This is a genomic window from Nocardioides sp. NPDC057772 (genome assembly GCF_042798075.1).
Lineage (GTDB): Bacteria > Actinomycetota > Actinomycetes > Propionibacteriales > Nocardioidaceae > Nocardioides.
In genome coordinates, this window is sequence record NZ_JBHVKN010000088.1 from 2,619 (window position 1) to 19,516 (window position 16,898).

The window sequence follows — 16,898 nt, forward strand, 5'->3', positions numbered from 1 at the left end:
GTGCCGGTCCCGGTGGACGAGGAGGGGCTGGTCGTCGAGCAAATCCCGGAGCAGGCAAGGCTGGTCTACACGACCCCGAGCCACCAGTTCCCGCTCGGCGTACGCCTCTCCCTCCCACGCCGTCGAGCGCTCCTCGCCTTCGCCGACACCCACGGCGCGGGCATCGTCGAGGACGACTACGACAGCGAGTTCCGGTTCACCGAGCGGCCGCTGGAGCCGCTGCACGCCCTCGACGACCAGGGTCGGGTGATCTACGTCGGCACGTTCTCCAAGTCGCTGCTGCCCAGCCTGCGCACCGGCTACCTGGTCGCCCCGGGCTCCCTCGTCGACAGCCTCCTGGCCGCCAAGCAGCTCGGCGACGGCTTCGGCCCCGTCCAGCCCCAGGCCGCCCTGGCCCGCTTCCTGGAGGAGGGTCTGCTCGCCCGCCACGTGCGCAAGGCGTCCAAGACGTACGCCGAGCGACGCTCGATCCTCCTCCAGCATCTCGACTCCTGGCCGGTGGAGGTGCTCCCGTCGGCGGCCGGCCTGCACCTCTCGGCCTACGCCGACCTCCCTCCCGACCTGCCCGAACGCGCCGCGGCCGAGGGTCTGGCGCTGGACACGATCGCCGCACATCGTCAGCTGCCTGGCCGCGACGGGCTCTTCCTAGGCTACGGAGCCGTCCGGACAGACAGCCTCCCGCGCGGGCTCGAGCGCCTGGGCGAGCTCGCGGGCTGGGCGTGACGCGACGCGGCGGGAGCGGGCCAGCGACCACGCCAGCCCGGCGCCGGCGCCGAGCACCGGTCCGAGCAGATGGGCGCCGGTGAGGCCCAGCAGCACCAGCGCGGCGACCATGGAGCAGACCGCAGCCCACCACGACCGCGTGCCCCGCGGGAGCAGCCGTAGAGCGGCGGCGGCCCCCACGACGTAGAGCAGCGAGAAGGTCCCCGAGGCCATCAGCAGCGCGGCGTCGCTCGAGGAGCCGGCGACCCAGGTCACCGCCAGCGTGCCGAGCGCGATCGCGCAGATCGCGAGCAGCGAGCGCCGAGGGATCGCGGTGGCAGGTGCGGCGAGGAAACCGGGCAGGCCGCCCTCACGTGCCAGCGAGGCGCCCAGCCGCGAGCCGCCGGCGAAATAGGCGTTGATCGCCCCGATCGTCAGCAGCACCGCGACGACCGCCGTGACCGGGCGCGCGGGCTCGCCGAAGCCGAGGACGAGCAGGTCGGCGAGCGGCGCGGCACTCGAGGCAGAGCCGAGCGCGGCGACGGTCGCGAACGCGATCCCCAGGTAGAGCACCGTCACCACGACCAGCGCGATGGCGGTCGCCCGGCGGATGTCGCGCGCCGGGTCGCGATACTCGGCCGAGAGCGAGGACAGGATCTCCCAGCCCGCGAACGCCCACACCAGCATCGCCGCGGCAGTGCCGACCGAGCCCCATCCGTGCGGCGCGAACGGCGTCAGCCGCCCCAGCTCGGCGTGCGGCAGCGCCACCAGGACCGCCACCGCGAGCAGCACCGCGATCGTCCCGGCGATCGCGAGCTGCACGCCCCCGGACACCTTGATCCCGAACCAGTTCATGACCGTGACGAGCACGATGATCCCCACCGTCGCCGCCAGCGACATGGTCTGGCCGCCGCCGAAGGCGTCGGCGACGTACGCTCCACCGAAGCCGGCCGCGACCGGAGCCCCCACGCCGATCGTCAGGTAGAAGGTCCAGCCCACCATCGTGGCGACGTGGTGATTGAACGCGAGCCGGGCGTACGTCGCCACCCCGCCGCCGTCCGGGTGCCGCGCCCCCAGCGCGGCGAAGGTCGCCGCCAGCGGCACCGAGAGCACGATGAGTGCCAGCCAGGCCACGAGGGAGGCCGGGCCGGCCTCGCTCGCCGCCAGGGCCGGCAGGGAGATGACGCCGGTGCCGAGCACCGCACCGAGGGTGAGGGCCGCGCCCTGGGGCACGGAGAGTCCGTCGTTGTTCACGACGCAGACGCTAGTGAGCGCGGAGCCCTCCGCGCTCGGCCAATCCGGTGCCCGTCTCCTGGGCCAATCCGTCGCCGCTCAGCCCTGACGTACGTTGCGCCGCACCCGCTCCTCATATGCCGCCCGCGCCGCCGGGTCGACGCCGGCGAGCAGCTGCGAGGCGTTGGTCGCGCGGTCGACGAAGTCCTGGAACCGGCGCGGCATCGCCTGGGTGATCTTGGTCAGCGACTGGGCCCAGCCAGGCACCCAGACCTCCGGCCGCGGCTCGCGGATGACCGACTCGATCGCCTCCGCGACGTCTTCGGCGGTGACCGGCTTCATCCCTTTGGCGGGCGGCACCCCGTCGGACAGCTCCGTCTGCACGACCGCCGGCAGGATGAGCGAGACGTCGACCCCGGACGGCGCCAGCTCCATCCGCAGCGCCTCGGAGAACCCGACCACGGCGAACTTCGAGGCCGAGTAGGTCGCCGCGTCCGGCACCGGCACCCGGCCGACGGCCGAGGCGACGTTGACGATGTGGCCCTGGCCCCGGTCGACCATGGCCGGAGCGACCGCCTTGATCCCGTTGATCGGACCGTGCACGTTGACCTCGAAGATCGCCCGAGTGAGCGCGTCGTCCTCCTTGAGGACCGACCCGAGGGGCATGATCCCGGCGTTGTTGACCAGCACGTCCCACGGCCCCAGGTCGGCGACCGTGTCGAGGAAAGCGCGCCAGGAGCCGTGGTCGGTGACGTCGAGATGAGCCGCCACCACCCGGGACCCGAACGAGTCCACCAGGTCGGCGAGCAGGTCCGGGTCCAGGTCGCCGACGGCGACCGATGCCCCGGCGCGCGCCAGCCGCTCGACGGTGGCGCGACCGATGCCCCGTGCGCCGCCGGTGACGATGACGGAGGTTCCCTCGATCTGGCGTGTCATGACTCTCCTTCGGTGGTGCGGACCATGCTGCGTACGGCTTTCCTGTCGGTCTTGCCGACGCTGGTGACGGGCACGGCGTCGAGGATCCGGACCTCGCGCGGGTACTTGTGGGCCGCGAGCCGCGTCTTCGCGAACGCGATCAGCTCCTCGGGCGTGGTGCGGGCGCCGGGGTGGAGGGCGACGACCGCGACCACCTCCTCGCCTCGCTGGTCGTCGGGGCGGCCGACGACCGCGGCGGCGGAGACGGCCTCATGGGCCAGCAGGGCGTCCTCGACGTCGCGCGGGAAGACGTTGAACCCACCACGGATGATCAGGTCCTTGATCCGGTCGTCGACGTAGAGGTAGCCGTCGGCGTCGAAGTGGCCGATGTCGCCGGTGTGCAGCCAGCCGTCGACGACGGTCGCGGCGGTCTGCTCGGGGTCGTTCCAGTATCCCTGCATCACCCCGGGACCACGCACCCAGATCTCGCCCTGCTCGCCGACGGGGAGCCGATCACCGGACGGTCCGGCGATGATCACCTCGGCGTGGGAGAGCGGCTTGCCGACGCTGCCGGGCCGCGACTCCTCGATGGTCGAGGCGGCGATCACCGCGCTCGACTCGGTGCAGCCGTAGCCCTCCAGGATCGTCACCCCGAACGCCTCCTCGGCCTTCTCCCGCAGCGCCGGCAGCAGCGGCGCCCCGCCGCTGCCGAAGGAGCGCAGCGAGCTCAGGTCGTAGTCCTGGTAGGGCTGGTCGAGCAGCATCTGCAACATCGATGGCACCACCGTGCTCGACTCCACCCGGTGCTCCTGGGCGAGCTCGAGCCACCCCTTGGCGTCGAACCACCGCTGCAGCACCGAGCTCTGCGGGCGCGAGGAGTGCAGGCCGCTGATGACCACGATCAGGCCGTACGCATGGGAGAGCGGCAGCGGCAGCAGCCACCGCGTCGTGCCCTGGCTCTCCCCGACCCGGTGGAGGGCGTGCCCGGACTCCCACAGCCCGCGGTGGCTCAGCATCACACCCTTGGCTCGCCCGGTCGTGCCGCCGGTGTAGAGCAGGGCCGCGAGGTCGTCGTCGCCGCGGGGCGCGATGTCGATCGGGTCGGCGCTCTCCAGGCTCTCGTACGCCACCACCCCCGCCTCCTCGCCGCCGGCGCCGGACCCGGCCACGACGACGGTGAGCTCGAGGCCCTCGGAGGCGGCCTGGACCAGGGGCAGCAGCTCGGGCGTGACGATGGCCGCCTTGGCGCCGGAGTCCTCCAGGATGTGGCGCAGCTCGGGTGGCGTCTGCAGGAAGATCACCGGCGTCACGACCGCACCGACGCGCCACAGCGCGCGGTAGCTGACGAAGACCTCCGGCGTGTTCATGGTGAGCACCACGACCCGGTCGCCGGGTTCGATCCCGAGGTCGCGCAGGCCGCCGGCGACCCGGGCGGACCGCTCGGCGATCTCGCCCGAGGAGTGCCAGGTGCCCTCGAAGAAGACCATCGGGTGGTCGCCGTGGCGGGCGTAGGACTGCTCGGCAAGCACCGCCAGGTTGTGCTCGCCCGGTTGCGTGACCGGCCCGCTCATCGGACGCCCAGCTTCCGCAGCGCCTTGAGCTGCCCGTTGCCGAGCTGCACGAACTTCTCGATGGTCTGCCCCCTGAGCGGCCCGATCGGCCCCATCCGAGAGGCGGCGACGGTCTGGGCGTCGGTGAACTTGCGGATCCCGTCGGCGCCGTGGCGTCTCCCCAGTCCGCTCGAACCCATGCCACCCATCCCGGCCTCGATGCTGCCGGCCGCCAGCGCGGCGCCGTCGTTGATGTTCACCGCGCCGGCGCGGATCCGGCGGGCGATCATGTCGGCCTCGCGGACGTTCCTGCTGAACACGCTCGCCGAGAGCCCCGCCTCGCCCTGGTTGGCGATCCGCACCGCCTCCTCGTCGGTGCCGGCACGATAGAGCGCCACCACCGGGCCGAAGGTCTCGCCCAGGCACAGATCCATCTCGTCCGTGACCCCCTCGAGCACGGTGGGGGCGAAGGCGAACGGGCCCACCTCGGCGAGCGGCTCGCCGCCGGCGAGCACCGTCGCTCCCTTCGCGACCGCGTCGGCCACGTGGGCGGTGACCTTGTCGAGCTGTGCCTGCGAGGCGAGCGACCCGATGTCGACGGAGTAGTCGAAGGCCTGCCCGACGACCTGGCTCTCGGTCTCGGCGACCAGTGCCTTGCGGAAGGCGTCGTAGACGTCGGTGTGCGCGATCACCCGCTCGACGTGGACGCACATCTGGCCGGTGTTGGCGAAGGCGGCCATCACCGTGCCGCGGGCGGCCTGGGCGAGGTCGGCGTCGCGGCGGACGATGAGCGGGTTCTTCCCGCCGAGCTCGAGAGAGGCGCCGATCAGCCGGCCGGCGGCACGCTGGGCCACGATCCTTCCCGTCGCCGTCGAGCCGGTGAAGGCGATGTAGTCGACGTTGTCGATGACCGCCTCGCCGGTGGCGGCTCCCGGCCCGGTGACGACCTGCCAGACGTGCTCGGGCAGCCCCGCCTCGGCCATCAGCGCCCGCGCCCAGAGCAGTGTCAGCGGCGCCTGCGGGTCGGCCTTGCTGATCACCGCCGCACCGGCGAGCAAGGCCGGGACCGCGTCGCCGACGCCGAGGTAGAGCGGGTAGTTCCACGGCGAGATGATCCCGACGACCTTCTTCGGGACGCGCACCTCCTTCACCGAGGTGACGCCGGGGATGGCCCCACGGACCCGCTTGTCGGCCAGGTAGGCCGGGCCGCGCCTGGCGTAGTGGCGGACGATGGTGCCGACCTGCAGGATCTCCTGCCAGGCGTGGAAGCGGGCCTTGCCCATCTCCCACTGGATCAGGTCGAGCACCTCGTCCTGCCGCTCGACCAGCAGGTCGTGGAACCGGAGCATGACCTCGGCACGGTCCTGGAAGTCGAGCGTGACCCAGTCGGGCTGGGCCGCCCGCGCGGCGGCCGCCGCCTCGGCGACGTCCGCGGCGGTCACCGACGGCACCGGGGCGGTCGGCTGCGCGTCGTAGGGCGCGACGGCGGTCAGCGTGCCGTCGCCACCGGAGACCGGAGCCGACACCCACCGGGTCCAGGAGGCGAGCCGTGACTCGTCGATCCAGCCGGGACGTACGCTCCGGGCCTCCGCTGTCTTCGTGGTCATCGATCTCCTCGGGTCCGGGTCAGGTGGATGGGGTTGCCGTCCTTCGGGAACGGCAGCGAGCTGTTGTCGAGAGGGGCGCGGTAGCCGGGGGAGACGCTCCACCGGTAGTCGCGCAGGAGCCGGTGCAGGATCGACTTGACCTCGAGGCCGGCGAAGTAGAGGCCGATGCACTTATGCACCCCGCCGCCGAAGGGCTCCCACGCCATCCGGTGGCTCTTGTCCTCGCGGCGGTGCGGGGCGAAGCGCTCGGGGTCGAAGACGGACGGGTTGGTCCAGTAGTCCTCCATCATGTGGCTGAACTGGACCCCGACCATCACCGCGGTGTCGGCGGGGATGCGTACGCCGAGGAGGCGGGTCTCCTTGACGGTGCGCCGGATCAGGGCCGGCACCGGGGCGCGCAGCCGCAGCGCCTCCTTCATCACCAGGTCCAGGCTGGTGAGGGTCTCGAGCTCGGGCAGCGTCGGCGCCGGGCCGAGGGCGAGGGACTCCTCGCGGCAGCGCTGCTGCCACTGCGGATGCTGGCCCAGGTACTGCAGCATGGTCGAGGTGGTGATGGTCGAGGTGTCGTGGGCCGCCATCATCAAGAAGATCATGTGGTTGACGACGTCCTCGTCGCTGAACCGCTCGCCGTCGTCGGTCTCGATGTGGCACAGCACCGAGAAGATGTCGTCGGTCGCCTGGGCTCGTTTGGCCGGCAGGTAGTGACGCAGGAAGCCCTCCAGCACCTTCCGGCCGCGGAAGGCGCGGCCCCAGCGGGTGAACGGCACGTCGGCGCGTACGACGCCCGCGGCCGCCTGCACGCAGGCGATGAACGCCCGGTTGACCCGGTCCATCTCGGCACGGCTGGTCTCGGCCGCACCGCCCATGAAGATGTCCGCGGCGATGTCGAGGGTGAGCTGCTTGAGCCTCGGGTAGGCCGGGAACGCCGGCGCGGCAGGCCAGCGGCGCATGCCCTGCGCGATCGCCGGGTGCATCGCGGTCGTGTAGGTGGCCAGCCGGTCGCGGGTGAAGGCCTCCTGCAGGATGCGGCGGTGGGCGTGGTGCTCCTCGAAGTCGAGCAGCATCAGGCCGCGGTCGAAGAAGGGGCCGACGATCTGCCCCCAGGCCGGCCCGTTGGCGTACGCCTTGTCCTTGTTGCGCAGCACCGCCTCGCAGGCGTCCGGCCCGAGCACGACCACGCCGGTCTCGCCGGCCCGGAAGAACGGCGAGACCGGCCCGTACGTCTCCCACTGGTGCCGGTAGAAGCCGACCGGGTCGCGGGAGTAGTCCAGCAGTCGCCCGACCCAGGGGAGCCCGCGGTCGCCGGGCGCGAGTCGTGGGATCTCGCGAAGCGTCTCGGTCGCTGTCATGGTGTCTGATCCATCGTGTCCGACCTCCCGGTCCCGAGTGACGTGTCCGAGGGTAGTCAAGTAGAACCTGTTCCCGCAGCCGTTCGGTGGGCATGGATGTGACTGGGCCGTTGTTGAGGTGTGCGTGGAGAGCTACGAGTCAGTGGTGATCGGTGCCGGCCAGGCGGGGCTGTCGGCGTCCTACCACCTCAACCGGCTGGGCGTACGCCACGTGGTGCTCGACGCCGAGCGGCGCCCAGGTGGCGCCTGGCAGCACCGCTGGGACTCACTGACCATGCACGACGTGCACGGCGTGGCCGACCTGCCGGACGGGCGGGCGCCGGGGGAGTCCGGCGAGCGGGCCAACGTGGCCGTGCCGAGCTGGTTCGGCCTCTACGAGTCTCTGCACGATCTTCCGGTCGAGCGCCCGGTGAAGGTCACCTCGGTGACCTCGGTCGGTGACCTGCTCGCCGTGCACGCCGCCGACGGGCGGACCTGGTTCACGCGCACGCTCGTCAACGCGACCGGCACCTGGACGCGGCCGTTCGTCCCGCACTATCCGGGCGCCTCGACGTTCCTGGGGGAGCAGGTGCACACCCACGACTACCCCGGGGCCGCTCACTTCGTCGGGAAGCGGGTCGCGGTGGTCGGCGGGGGAGCCTCGGCGGTGCAGTTCCTCGGTGAGCTCGCGCCGCTCACCTCGGTGCTCTGGATCACGCGGCGGGAGCCGGTCTGGCGCTCCGACTTCGACGCCGAGCGTGGGCGCGAGGCGGTCACCCGCGTGGCCGAGCGGGTCGAGGCCGGTCTGCCACCGGCGAGCGTCGTCAGCGTCACCGGCCTCTCGCTGCGCCCCCAGGAGCAGGAGGCCGCGCGGCTCGGGGTCTACGAGCGTCGGCTGCCGATGTTCGCCCGGATCGAGCCCTCCGGGCTGCGCTGGGAGTCGGGTGCCTTCGAGCCGGTCGACGCGATCCTGTGGGCCACCGGGTTCCGGCCCGCGATCACCCATCTCGCGCCGCTGCACCTGCGCAGCTCCCACGGCGGGATCCCGCTGCTGCGCGAGTCGGCCGACGTCCAGACCGCGGTCACGGCCGCGTACGACCCGCGCGTCCAGCTCGTCGGCTATGGCCCCTCGGCGAGCACCATCGGGGCCAGCCGCGCCGGCCGGGCCGCGGCGCTCGCGGTCCGGCGGCAGCTGGCGGACCCCGAGGCGGCCGAGGATCAGAAGGCGCCGAGGTCGGCGGAGAGCCAGTTCTCCGGCGCCAGCCGGACGGTCACCTCAGGCGGGAAGTTGGCCGCCTCCGCCAAGTAGGCGTCGGCCGCCTCGGGAGGCAGGTAGCGCCGCGCCATCGCCTCCGACTCGCCCTCGGTGGCATCGGCGATCCGCACCGGTCCCTCGACCGACACGTAGCGGACCGTCGGGTCTGTCCGCTCGACCATGATCGTGCACCGTCCGGCGGCCGCGAGCAGCCGGGCCTTCAGCGAGTCCTTCCCGGTCACGAACCACACCTCGCCGCCGGGGGTGTAGTCGTACCAGATCGGCACCGTCAGCGGTGCCCTTCCGTCCTCCCGGCTCACCGAGAGCGCTGCGATCAGGGGCTGTGCCAGGAGCTCCTGGCGGTCTGCGAGTGGAATTCCCATGAAGTCCAACGTACGGCTGGGGTCCGACATTTCTGGGCACTCGTTCCTGGCCGTGTGCCGCTGTTCCCGACGACCCGGCTGCACCGCGAGGCCGCGATCGAGGCGGCCCTCAGCGCTTAGCTGCCCATTCGTCGGCGAGGATCGCGTAGGAGAGGCCGTCGAGCCAGCCGCGGGTGCGGTGCAGGGAGTCCTTGACCGTGTGCGACTCGCGACGCATCCCGAGGCGTTCCATGAGCCGCCAGGAGGCCACGTTGTCGGCGAAGCACTCGGCGACGACCCGCCGCAGCCCGAGAGGTCCGAAGCAGACGTCGAGCACCGCGCGCACGGCCTCGGTGGCGTAGCCGTTGCCCTGGTGGTCGGGGGCGATGGTCCAGCCGAGCTCGGCCTGGGTGCCGTTGGCCTGCTCGCGCACCTCGGTCTGCGACCACGGGTCGGTGATCCGCAGCATCAGGTCGCCGACGATGACGCCGTCGCGCTCGATCACCAGAGCGGGCTCGAGGACGTCGGGGCGCTCGAAGATCCGGCGGTAGGCGTCGATGTCGGCGAACGCGCTGGTCACCCACTCGGACACCTCCGGAAGGCTCCGGAAGGCCCAGGTCGGCTCGATGTCGTCGAGGTCCATCCGGCGGATCGCCAGCCGCTCGGTGCGCAGCGGCCACTCGGCCTTCACCAGCGGATCAGGGCGCGGGTCGATCATGCGCTCACCTTCGCATCTTCCCGCTCCGGGACGCCACCGAGTTCTTCGGGGAGGCCGCCCTCGGTGAGCTCAGCGGCGCGTACGACCAGGGAGGTGACCGCGCGGGTGAGGCAGACGTAGAGGCGGCGCAGGCCGGTGGCGCGGTCGGGCTCGCCGGCGACGATCGCGGTCGGGTCGGAGACGACCACGTGGTCGAACTCCAGGCCCTTCGCGAGCGAGGCCGGGACCAGGTCGAGATGGGCGTCGAACTCGGTCTCCTCATCCGCGGGCACCCCGATCTCGGCGAAGGCGAGCCCGGCCTCGGTCAGCTCGGCGCGCACCGCCGCCAGGGTGGCGTCGGGCACGATCAGGCCCACCGACCCGGGGCGCTCCAACGCCCCGGAGAGCGCCTCGACGACGGACGAGGTGGTGAAGGCGAGGTCGCCGCGGGTCCGACGCACCGCGACCGGCGGCTCCAGGTCAGGCGCGATGTGAGGGAGGAGGCGGGCGGCGTAGGCGATCACGTCGGCCGGGACCCGGAACCCACGGGTCAGCTGCTCGACATGGCCGGCGGGCTTGCCGAGGTGGGCCAGGGCCTCCGCCCAGGACGAGGAGGCCCACGGCGTGGTCGCCTGGGCGAGGTCGCCCAGGATCGTCAGCGACCCGGTGGTCGAGCGGCGGCCGAGGGCGCGCAGCATCATCGCGGAGAGGTCCTGGGCCTCGTCGGCGACGATATGGGCGAGCGACGGCGTGCGGTCGAGGAGGTCGGAGATCTCGTCGAGCAGCACCAGGTCGGCCAGCGACCACCGGGCGGCGCCCGCCGAGCGCGGCGGCTTCTCCCACAGCAGCGCTTGCTGCTCCGGCTCGTCGAGCACGCCGTCGGCCACCTCCGCGAGCCAGGCCGCATCGGTGAACAGCCGGAACAGCACCCGCGCAGGCTTGAGGTCCGGCCACAGCGCATCGGCGAGATCCTTGACCGGCTTGGCCCGCGCCACCGCGTCGTGGACCCGGTCGTCGGGGGAGTCGCCGGAGCGCTCCATCTGTACCAGCACCCGGTGGGCCAGGGCCCGCGGGAGGAGGGCCCGGCCCGCTGCGTACCTGAGGTCGTTGGCGCGCAGCCCTTCCAGCGCCTCCCGCGCCTCATAAGCGGGCACCCGCCAGCGCCGCGACCCACGCGGGACGACCAGGGCCTCCTCGGGCTCGGCGAGGTGGGACCAGACCGCCCGGCGGAGCACCTCGGCCATGCGTACGTCGCCCTTCAAGGTCGCCACCGCTGCGGTCTCTTCGGCGCGGACCGTGCCATGGATTGCGACCAGCTCGGCGATCGTCGCCTGCTTGGCCTCGATCTCGCCGAGCGCGGGAAGCACGTCGCGGATGTAGCGCAGGAACGAGGCGTTGGGGCCGACGACGAGCACCCCTCGCCGGGTCAGCTGGTCGCGGTGCGCGTAGAGAAGGTACGCCGCGCGGTGCAGCCCCACGGCCGTCTTCCCGGTCCCCGGGGCACCCTGCACGACGATGGTCTGCGACAGGTCGGCGCGGACGAGGACGTCCTGCTCGGGCTGGATGGTGGCGACGATGTCGCGCATCGGCCCGACGCGCGGCCGCTCGATCTCGGCCTCGAGGATCGCCGAGTGCTCCTGGGTGGGTCCGGCGTCGGTCAGCGACTCGTCCTCGAAGGCGGTCAGCTCCCCGTGGGAGAACCCGTAGCGCCGCCGCCGCGTCAGGCCCATCGGCTCGGTCCGCGACGCCCGGTAGAACGGGACGCTGACCGGGGCGCGCCAGTCGATGACCATCGGGTCGCCGGCGCTGTCGGAGATATGACGCCGGCCGATGTGGAAGCTCTCGCCTCCCGCCGCGGCCGTGCGGTCGATGCGACCGAAGAAGAGCGGCACCTCGGGATCGTCGGCGAGCTGCTCGAGCCGGTGCGCGAGAGTGGCGTCGAGGATCTCGGCGCTGACCCAGTTGCCGGCCGTCGAGGAGTCCAGCGACTCCACCCGCCGCCGCATCCTGGCCAGATCCTTTCGGGAGGCGTCCAGATGGGCGCGCTCCGCGTCGAGGTCGTCTACGGACATGGCTGGCTCATCGCTTCTCCGTCGGCGGTTGGTGGTTGGACCGGGGCGTGGGGTCAAAGGCTCCAACATAGGCGACCACGGAGCGGACGCCCAACAGGTTTATCGGCGCCCATGTTGGGTAGCGGGATGCACACTTGGGGCGTGAGCCTGTTCGATCGTTTCCGACGCAGAGGGACGCGGATGAGCCGTCCCACGGGCGAGAGCTACACCGGATCCACCCGAGTGCGCGCCGCGGACTCCACCGACCAGAAGCATCTCGAGCAGTTCGTCGAGACCCGACGGGGAGTCGAGGGGTTCGTTGAGCCGCGCACGGTCGTCAGCGAGGTGACCCTGCTGCTCGTCGCCCACGACGGCGAGTGGACCCGGCGGCGGGTGCCGTCGGCGCAGTGGGCGCACAAGTTCGCCAACAAGCACGGAGTCCCGTCCTACGACGCCGCGGTGGTCGGCGTACCGCAGCGGATGCGCGACTACAACCGGCGCCAGAAGCAGCAGGGCACCTAGCCGCCCTAACTCGCTCGAAACTGTCGGCGCCCGCATCTAGTCTTTGCCGACGTGGGTGAAGACCTGATGATCTCGGCGCGGGGGCTGCGCAAGTCGTTCGGCGACTTCGAGGCGGTGCGCGGCATCGACGTCTCGGTGCGGCCTGGGGTGGCCTTCGGCTTCCTGGGTCCCAACGGCGCCGGCAAGTCCTCGACGATGCGGATGATCTGCTGCGTCTCGCCGCCCAGCGCCGGAGAGCTGCGGGTCTTCGGGATGGACCCGGGCAAGGACGGACCGAAGATCAAGGCGCGGCTCGGGGTGTGCCCCCAGGAGGACACCCTCGACGTCGAGCTCAACGTCTACGACAACCTCTACGTCTACGGCCGCTACTTCGGACTGCCGCGGGCCGAGGTCAAGAGCCGGATCGAGGAGCTGCTCGACTTCGTCCAGCTCACCGAGAAGGCCAAGGCGAAGGTCGACGACCTCTCCGGCGGGATGAAGCGACGGCTCACCATCGCCCGGAGCCTGATCAACCGACCCGAGATCCTGGTGCTCGACGAGCCGACCACCGGCCTGGACCCGCAGGCTCGCCACGTCATCTGGGACCGGCTCTTCCGGCTCAAGCAGGCGGGCGTGACCCTGCTGCTGACCACCCACTACATGGACGAGGCCGAGCAGCTGTGCGATGAGCTCGTGGTGATGGACCAGGGCCGCATCGTGGCCCACGGCACGCCCCTGGGTCTGATCCAGGAGCACTCCACTCGCGAGGTCGCCGAGCTGCGCTTCGGCATCGGCGAGCACGAGGCGCTCGCCGCCAAGGTCGAGGACCTCGCCGAGCGGATCGAGGTGCTGCCCGACCGGCTGCTGCTCTACAGCGACGACGGCGAGGCGGTCATCGAGGCCGTCCACAGCCGCGACCTGGTCCCCGTGGCGACCCTGGTGCGGCGCTCCTCGCTGGAGGACGTCTTCCTGCACCTCACCGGCCGGACGCTGGTGGACTGATGGCCGACTACGCCGACTCGGGCCCGGCCACCGCACCGACCGCGCCGTCGGGGCTGGTCGCCGGTGCCCTGCGGATGGGCGACTACTGGCTCACGGTCCTGGCACGCACCTGGAAGGGCGGGGTGATCACCACCTTCGTGACGCCCTTCTTCTACGTGCTGGCGCTAGGGGTGCTGCTGGGCGGGTTCGTCGACGCCGACCCGGCCACGCTCGAGGGTGCCTCGACCTACCTGGCGTTCGTGGCTCCCGGCATGGTCGCCGCTCACGCGATGACCATCGCCTTCTCCGATCTCACCTATCCCGTCATGGGCATGCTCAAGTGGCAGCGGATCTACTACTCGATGATCGCGGCCCCGCTCGCTCCGTCCCACATCATCCTCGCCCAGCTCGGCTGGGTGGTGCTGCGGGCGCTGTTCGCCTGTGGCGTGTTCCTGCTGGTCCTGGCCGCCTTCGGGACCTTCGAGACGGTGTGGGGCGTGCTGGCGGCCTGGCTGGTGCAGGGGCTGGTGGCACTGGCCTTCGCCACACCGGTGCTGTTGTTCTCGCTCTCGATCAAGGGCGAGGAGTCCTTCGCGCTGATCTTCCGGTTGGGGATGATCCCGTTGACCCTGTTCAGCGGCACGTTCTTCCCGATCGGCAACCTCGGGCCCGTGCTCGAGGCGGTCGCGATGGCCTCACCCCTGTGGCACGGCGTCGACCTGACCCGGATGCTCACGCTCGGCGAGCTCGACCCGGGGAGGGTGGCCATCCACGTCGTCTACCTCGGCATCCTGGCGGCCGTGTGCTGGTGGCTGGCCATCCGCAAGCTCGCCGAGAGGCTGGTCTCCTGAGATGGCACTCTTCAACGCCGCTGTGGGCGCCACCGTCGCCAGGCCGCTGCGCGGCAGCGAGGCGGCCCGGCTGCTGCTGTGGCGCAACATCCTGGTCTACCGGCGGGCGTGGCTGGTGTTCGTCACCGGCTTCCTGGAGCCGGTCTTCTACCTGTTCTCGATCGGCATCGGCGTCGGCGCGATCGTCACCGGCTTCACCTACGCCGGCGAGCCGATCGAGTATCGCGACTTCGTCGCACCCGGGATGATTGCGGCCTCGGCCATGAACGGTTCGCTGCTGGACGCGACGTTCAACTTCTTCTTCAAGCTGAAATACAACAAGCTCTACGACCAGATGCTGGCCACGCCGCTGCGCACGGTCGACATCGCGATCGGCGAGATCCTCTGGAACCAGCTGCGCAGCGGCATCTACGTCGCCGCGTTCCTGCTGATCATGCTCGCGATGGACCTGGTGCACTCCTGGTGGGCGCTCCTGGTGGTGCCCGCGGCGCTGCTGATCGGGTCGGCCTTCGGCGCGGTGGGCATGGCCCTGACCACCTACATGACCTCCTGGCAGGACTTCGAGAAGGTCACCCTCGCGATGATGCCGATGTTCCTGTTCAGCGCCACCTTCTTCCCGGTCACCGCCTACCCGGAGTGGCTGCGCTGGGTCGTGGAGTTCACGCCGCTCTACCGCGGGGTGGTGCTGTGTCGCGAGCTGACCCTCGGCGTGCCGTCGTGGGGCTCGCTGGTCTCGGTGGTCTACCTGCTGGCCTTCGGCGCGATCGGGCTCGTCGTCGTGCGGCGCAGGCTCGACTCCCTACTCCTCACCTGAGCGGCAGCAACTCGCGTCTCATAGGCAGGATCTCCCTCGTGGGGGCACGGGTGGGCCGTCAGGATTGACCCATGACCTATGACGCGATCACGCCCGACACCAAGGACTGGACCTGGGTCCTCGACCGGCCCTGCCCGGAGTGTGGCTTCGTCGCCGGTGACGTGACCGCCGACCAGCTCCCCGAGATCGTGCGCGACAACGCGACCTACTGGGAGATCTACCTCGCCGCGGAGAACGCGCGCGTCCGGCCGCGCCCGGGCGTCTGGTCGGCGCTGGAGTACGGAGCCCACGTACGCGACGTCCACCGCATCTTCGGCGAGCGGCTGCGGCTGATGCTGGCCGAGGACGAGCCCCGGTTCGCCAACTGGGACCAGGACGTGGCTGCCCGCGAGGACGACTACGCGAGCCAGGACCCGGCGGTCGTGGCCGAGGAGCTGATGGACGCCGCCGATGCGGTGGCCACCGTCTACGAGAAGGTTCCGCCGGACGCCTGGGGTCGCCGCGGGATCCGGTCCAACGGCGACGTGTTCAGCGTCGAGTCGCTGGGCCGCTACCACCTCCACGACGTCGTCCACCACCTGTGGGACGTACGCTCCGCCGCCAAGCAGGCGACGGTCGCCGCCTATGACGCCAGCGTCGCCACCTACGTCGCGGGCACCTCGTTCTCCGAGGAGACCCGTTCGGTGCTCGACCGGTTCCTCGCCGAGCTCGAGCCCGGCGACCACGTCCTCGAGATCGGCACCGGACCGGGCCACGACGCCAAGGCCCTGGAGGCCGGGGGAGTGCGGGTGCGGCGCACCGACATCAGCGAGGGGTTCGTGGCGCACCTGCGGAAGCAGGGGTATGCCGCAGCCTGCCTGGACCCGCTGACCGACGACCTCCGCGACCCCGTGCACCCCGAGGTCCCCTACGCCGCGGTCTGGGCCTCGGCGACGCTGCTGCACGTCGCCCGCGACGACTTCGGGACCGTGCTGGGCCGGCTCGCCGAGGTCACCCGCCCCGGCGGCGCGCTGCACGTGTCGATGAAGGAGGGCGACGGCGAGGAGTGGACCAACCGCGGCCACGTCGAGGCGCCGCGGCTCTTCGTCTACTGGCGTGAGCCCGAGCTGCGGGCGGCGCTGGACGCGGCCGGCTGGGACGTCCTGGAGGTCGGGCACGCCGACGGCCGGCTCGGCGACGTCTGGCTCGACGTGCTCGCCCGGCGGCGCGGCTGAGCTCGGCTGAGTAGCATTCGGGACGATGAGACACACGGAGTTCTGGTCCCGAATGGACGATGCGCTCGGCGAGGGCTACGCGCGAGCGTGGGCTCGCCAGTTCGTGATGGGCGACCTGGACGGACGCACCGCCCAGGAGGCGCTCGACGACGGTGTGCCGCCGAAGGAGGTCTGGGCCGCGGTCTGGAAGGCCCTGGAGCTGCCGGCGCGTGAGCGGTGACCCTGGTCGCACCGACCGCGGTGGCCGCGGTCCAGAGGCGCACGATCCTCACCCTGGTCGCCACCCAGGCGGTCGGCGCGATGGGGATCACCATCGGCATCGCGACCGCCTCGCTGCTGGCGCGTGACCTGTCCGGCTCGGAGTCGATGGCGGGTCTCTCGCAGACGACTCAGGTGCTCGGCGCAGCCGTGGCGGCGTACGTCCTGGGGCGGGTGATGGACGCCCGCGGACGCCGCTTCGGGCTGCTGGCGGGCTACCTGCTCGGGGCGGCCGGGGGACTGCTCGCGGTGCTGGCCGGGGTGGTCGGCTCGATGACGCTGCTGCTCGTCGGTGCGGTCCTGCTGGGTGCGACCACCGCGGCCAACAACGGGGCACGCTACGCCGCCACCGACCTCGCACCCGCCAGGAGCCGGGCACGGGCGCTCTCGGTCGTGGTCTGGGCGACCACCATCGGAGCGGTGATCGGACCCAATCTGACCGGTGTGTCCGAGGTCTTCTCCGACGCCGTCGGGATCCCGGCGCTCACCGGCCCGTTCGCGATCGGGTCGATCGCGATCACCTCGTCGATCCACCCGAACGCCAACACCCACATCGAGCCCGTCCGCTACGGCAAGAAG

Annotated in this window: 17 protein-coding genes; 9 read left to right on the forward strand and 8 right to left on the reverse strand. The window is 71.6% G+C overall.

The genetic code is table 11. From position 1 onward, the window contains the following. The coding region (locus ACFVJS_RS15615) for a PLP-dependent aminotransferase family protein (protein ID WP_378881799.1) at positions 1 to 723 on the forward strand (723 nt) is incomplete at its 5' end. Here ACFVJS_RS15615 and ACFVJS_RS15620 read toward each other — a convergent pair. The 5 genes from ACFVJS_RS15620 to ACFVJS_RS15640 form a co-directional block, all read right to left on the reverse strand. After that, positions 646 to 1,956 (reverse strand): APC family permease, encoded by a 1,311-nt coding sequence (locus tag ACFVJS_RS15620; RefSeq protein ID WP_378881802.1) that lies wholly within the window; start codon positions 1,954 to 1,956, stop codon positions 646 to 648. The genes ACFVJS_RS15615 and ACFVJS_RS15620 overlap by 78 nt on opposite strands. A 78-nt stretch (positions 1,957 to 2,034) precedes the next feature. After that, positions 2,035 to 2,871, reverse strand: a complete 837-nt coding sequence (locus tag ACFVJS_RS15625) for an SDR family oxidoreductase (RefSeq protein ID WP_378881805.1) — start codon at positions 2,869 to 2,871, stop codon at positions 2,035 to 2,037. Continuing rightward, a complete protein-coding gene (locus tag ACFVJS_RS15630) occupies positions 2,868 to 4,421 on the reverse strand; it encodes a class I adenylate-forming enzyme family protein (RefSeq protein ID WP_378881807.1) in 1,554 nt (517 codons plus the stop codon). Before ACFVJS_RS15630 ends, ACFVJS_RS15625 begins: the two co-directional genes overlap by 4 nt. Then, entirely contained in the window at positions 4,418 to 6,007 is a 1,590-nt protein-coding gene (locus ACFVJS_RS15635) for a succinic semialdehyde dehydrogenase (protein WP_378881809.1), read from the reverse strand. Before ACFVJS_RS15635 ends, ACFVJS_RS15630 begins: the two co-directional genes overlap by 4 nt. Further along, entirely contained in the window at positions 6,004 to 7,356 is a 1,353-nt protein-coding gene (locus ACFVJS_RS15640; RefSeq protein WP_378881811.1) for a cytochrome P450, read from the reverse strand. The genes ACFVJS_RS15635 and ACFVJS_RS15640 overlap by 4 nt, the downstream gene beginning before the upstream one ends. Positions 7,357 to 7,480: 124 nt before the next feature. Between ACFVJS_RS15640 and ACFVJS_RS15645 the strand changes: the two genes are divergently transcribed. Then, a complete protein-coding gene (locus ACFVJS_RS15645; RefSeq protein ID WP_378881814.1) occupies positions 7,481 to 8,644 on the forward strand; it encodes an NAD(P)-binding domain-containing protein in 1,164 nt (387 codons plus the stop codon). Here ACFVJS_RS15645 and ACFVJS_RS15650 read toward each other — a convergent pair. The 3 genes from ACFVJS_RS15650 to ACFVJS_RS15660 all read right to left on the reverse strand — a co-directional run bounded on the left by ACFVJS_RS15650 (position 8,554) and on the right by ACFVJS_RS15660 (position 11,721). Further along, positions 8,554 to 8,973 carry a pyridoxamine 5'-phosphate oxidase family protein gene (locus tag ACFVJS_RS15650; protein WP_378881816.1) on the reverse strand — a complete coding sequence of 140 codons (420 nt, stop codon included), beginning with the start codon at positions 8,971 to 8,973 and terminating at the stop codon, positions 8,554 to 8,556. The genes ACFVJS_RS15645 and ACFVJS_RS15650 overlap by 91 nt on opposite strands. A 109-nt stretch (positions 8,974 to 9,082) precedes the next feature. Then, positions 9,083 to 9,670 carry a GNAT family N-acetyltransferase gene (locus tag ACFVJS_RS15655; RefSeq protein ID WP_378881819.1) on the reverse strand — a complete coding sequence of 196 codons (588 nt, stop codon included), beginning with the start codon at positions 9,668 to 9,670 and terminating at the stop codon, positions 9,083 to 9,085. Further along, positions 9,667 to 11,721 carry a HelD family protein gene (locus tag ACFVJS_RS15660; protein ID WP_378881822.1) on the reverse strand — a complete coding sequence of 685 codons (2,055 nt, stop codon included), beginning with the start codon at positions 11,719 to 11,721 and terminating at the stop codon, positions 9,667 to 9,669. Before ACFVJS_RS15660 ends, ACFVJS_RS15655 begins: the two co-directional genes overlap by 4 nt. Before the next feature lie 180 nt (positions 11,722 to 11,901). Between ACFVJS_RS15660 and ACFVJS_RS15665 the strand changes: the two genes are divergently transcribed. The 7 genes from ACFVJS_RS15665 to ACFVJS_RS15695 all read left to right on the forward strand — a co-directional run. Continuing rightward, complete coding sequence (locus ACFVJS_RS15665; protein WP_378881825.1) at positions 11,902 to 12,222, forward strand: hypothetical protein; 321 nt, start codon at positions 11,902 to 11,904, stop codon at positions 12,220 to 12,222. Between the two features lie 66 nt (positions 12,223 to 12,288). Continuing rightward, positions 12,289 to 13,203 carry an ABC transporter ATP-binding protein gene (locus ACFVJS_RS15670; protein WP_378881841.1) on the forward strand — a complete coding sequence of 305 codons (915 nt, stop codon included), beginning with the start codon at positions 12,289 to 12,291 and terminating at the stop codon, positions 13,201 to 13,203. Then, positions 13,203 to 14,033 carry an ABC transporter permease gene (locus ACFVJS_RS15675; protein ID WP_378881828.1) on the forward strand — a complete coding sequence of 277 codons (831 nt, stop codon included), beginning with the start codon at positions 13,203 to 13,205 and terminating at the stop codon, positions 14,031 to 14,033. Before ACFVJS_RS15670 ends, ACFVJS_RS15675 begins: the two co-directional genes overlap by 1 nt. A 1-nt stretch (position 14,034) precedes the next feature. After that, a complete protein-coding gene (locus ACFVJS_RS15680; protein ID WP_378881831.1) occupies positions 14,035 to 14,847 on the forward strand; it encodes an ABC transporter permease in 813 nt (270 codons plus the stop codon). Positions 14,848 to 14,918: 71 nt separating this feature from the next. Further along, entirely contained in the window at positions 14,919 to 16,061 is a 1,143-nt protein-coding gene (locus ACFVJS_RS15685) for a DinB family protein (RefSeq protein WP_378881833.1), read from the forward strand. 25 nt (positions 16,062 to 16,086) lie between these two features. Then, a complete protein-coding gene (locus ACFVJS_RS15690) occupies positions 16,087 to 16,281 on the forward strand; it encodes a DUF3046 domain-containing protein (protein WP_378881836.1) in 195 nt (64 codons plus the stop codon). Beyond that, a partial coding sequence (locus tag ACFVJS_RS15695; protein WP_378881839.1) for an MFS transporter occupies positions 16,278 to 16,898 on the forward strand: 621 nt, incomplete at its 3' end. The genes ACFVJS_RS15690 and ACFVJS_RS15695, both read left to right, overlap by 4 nt.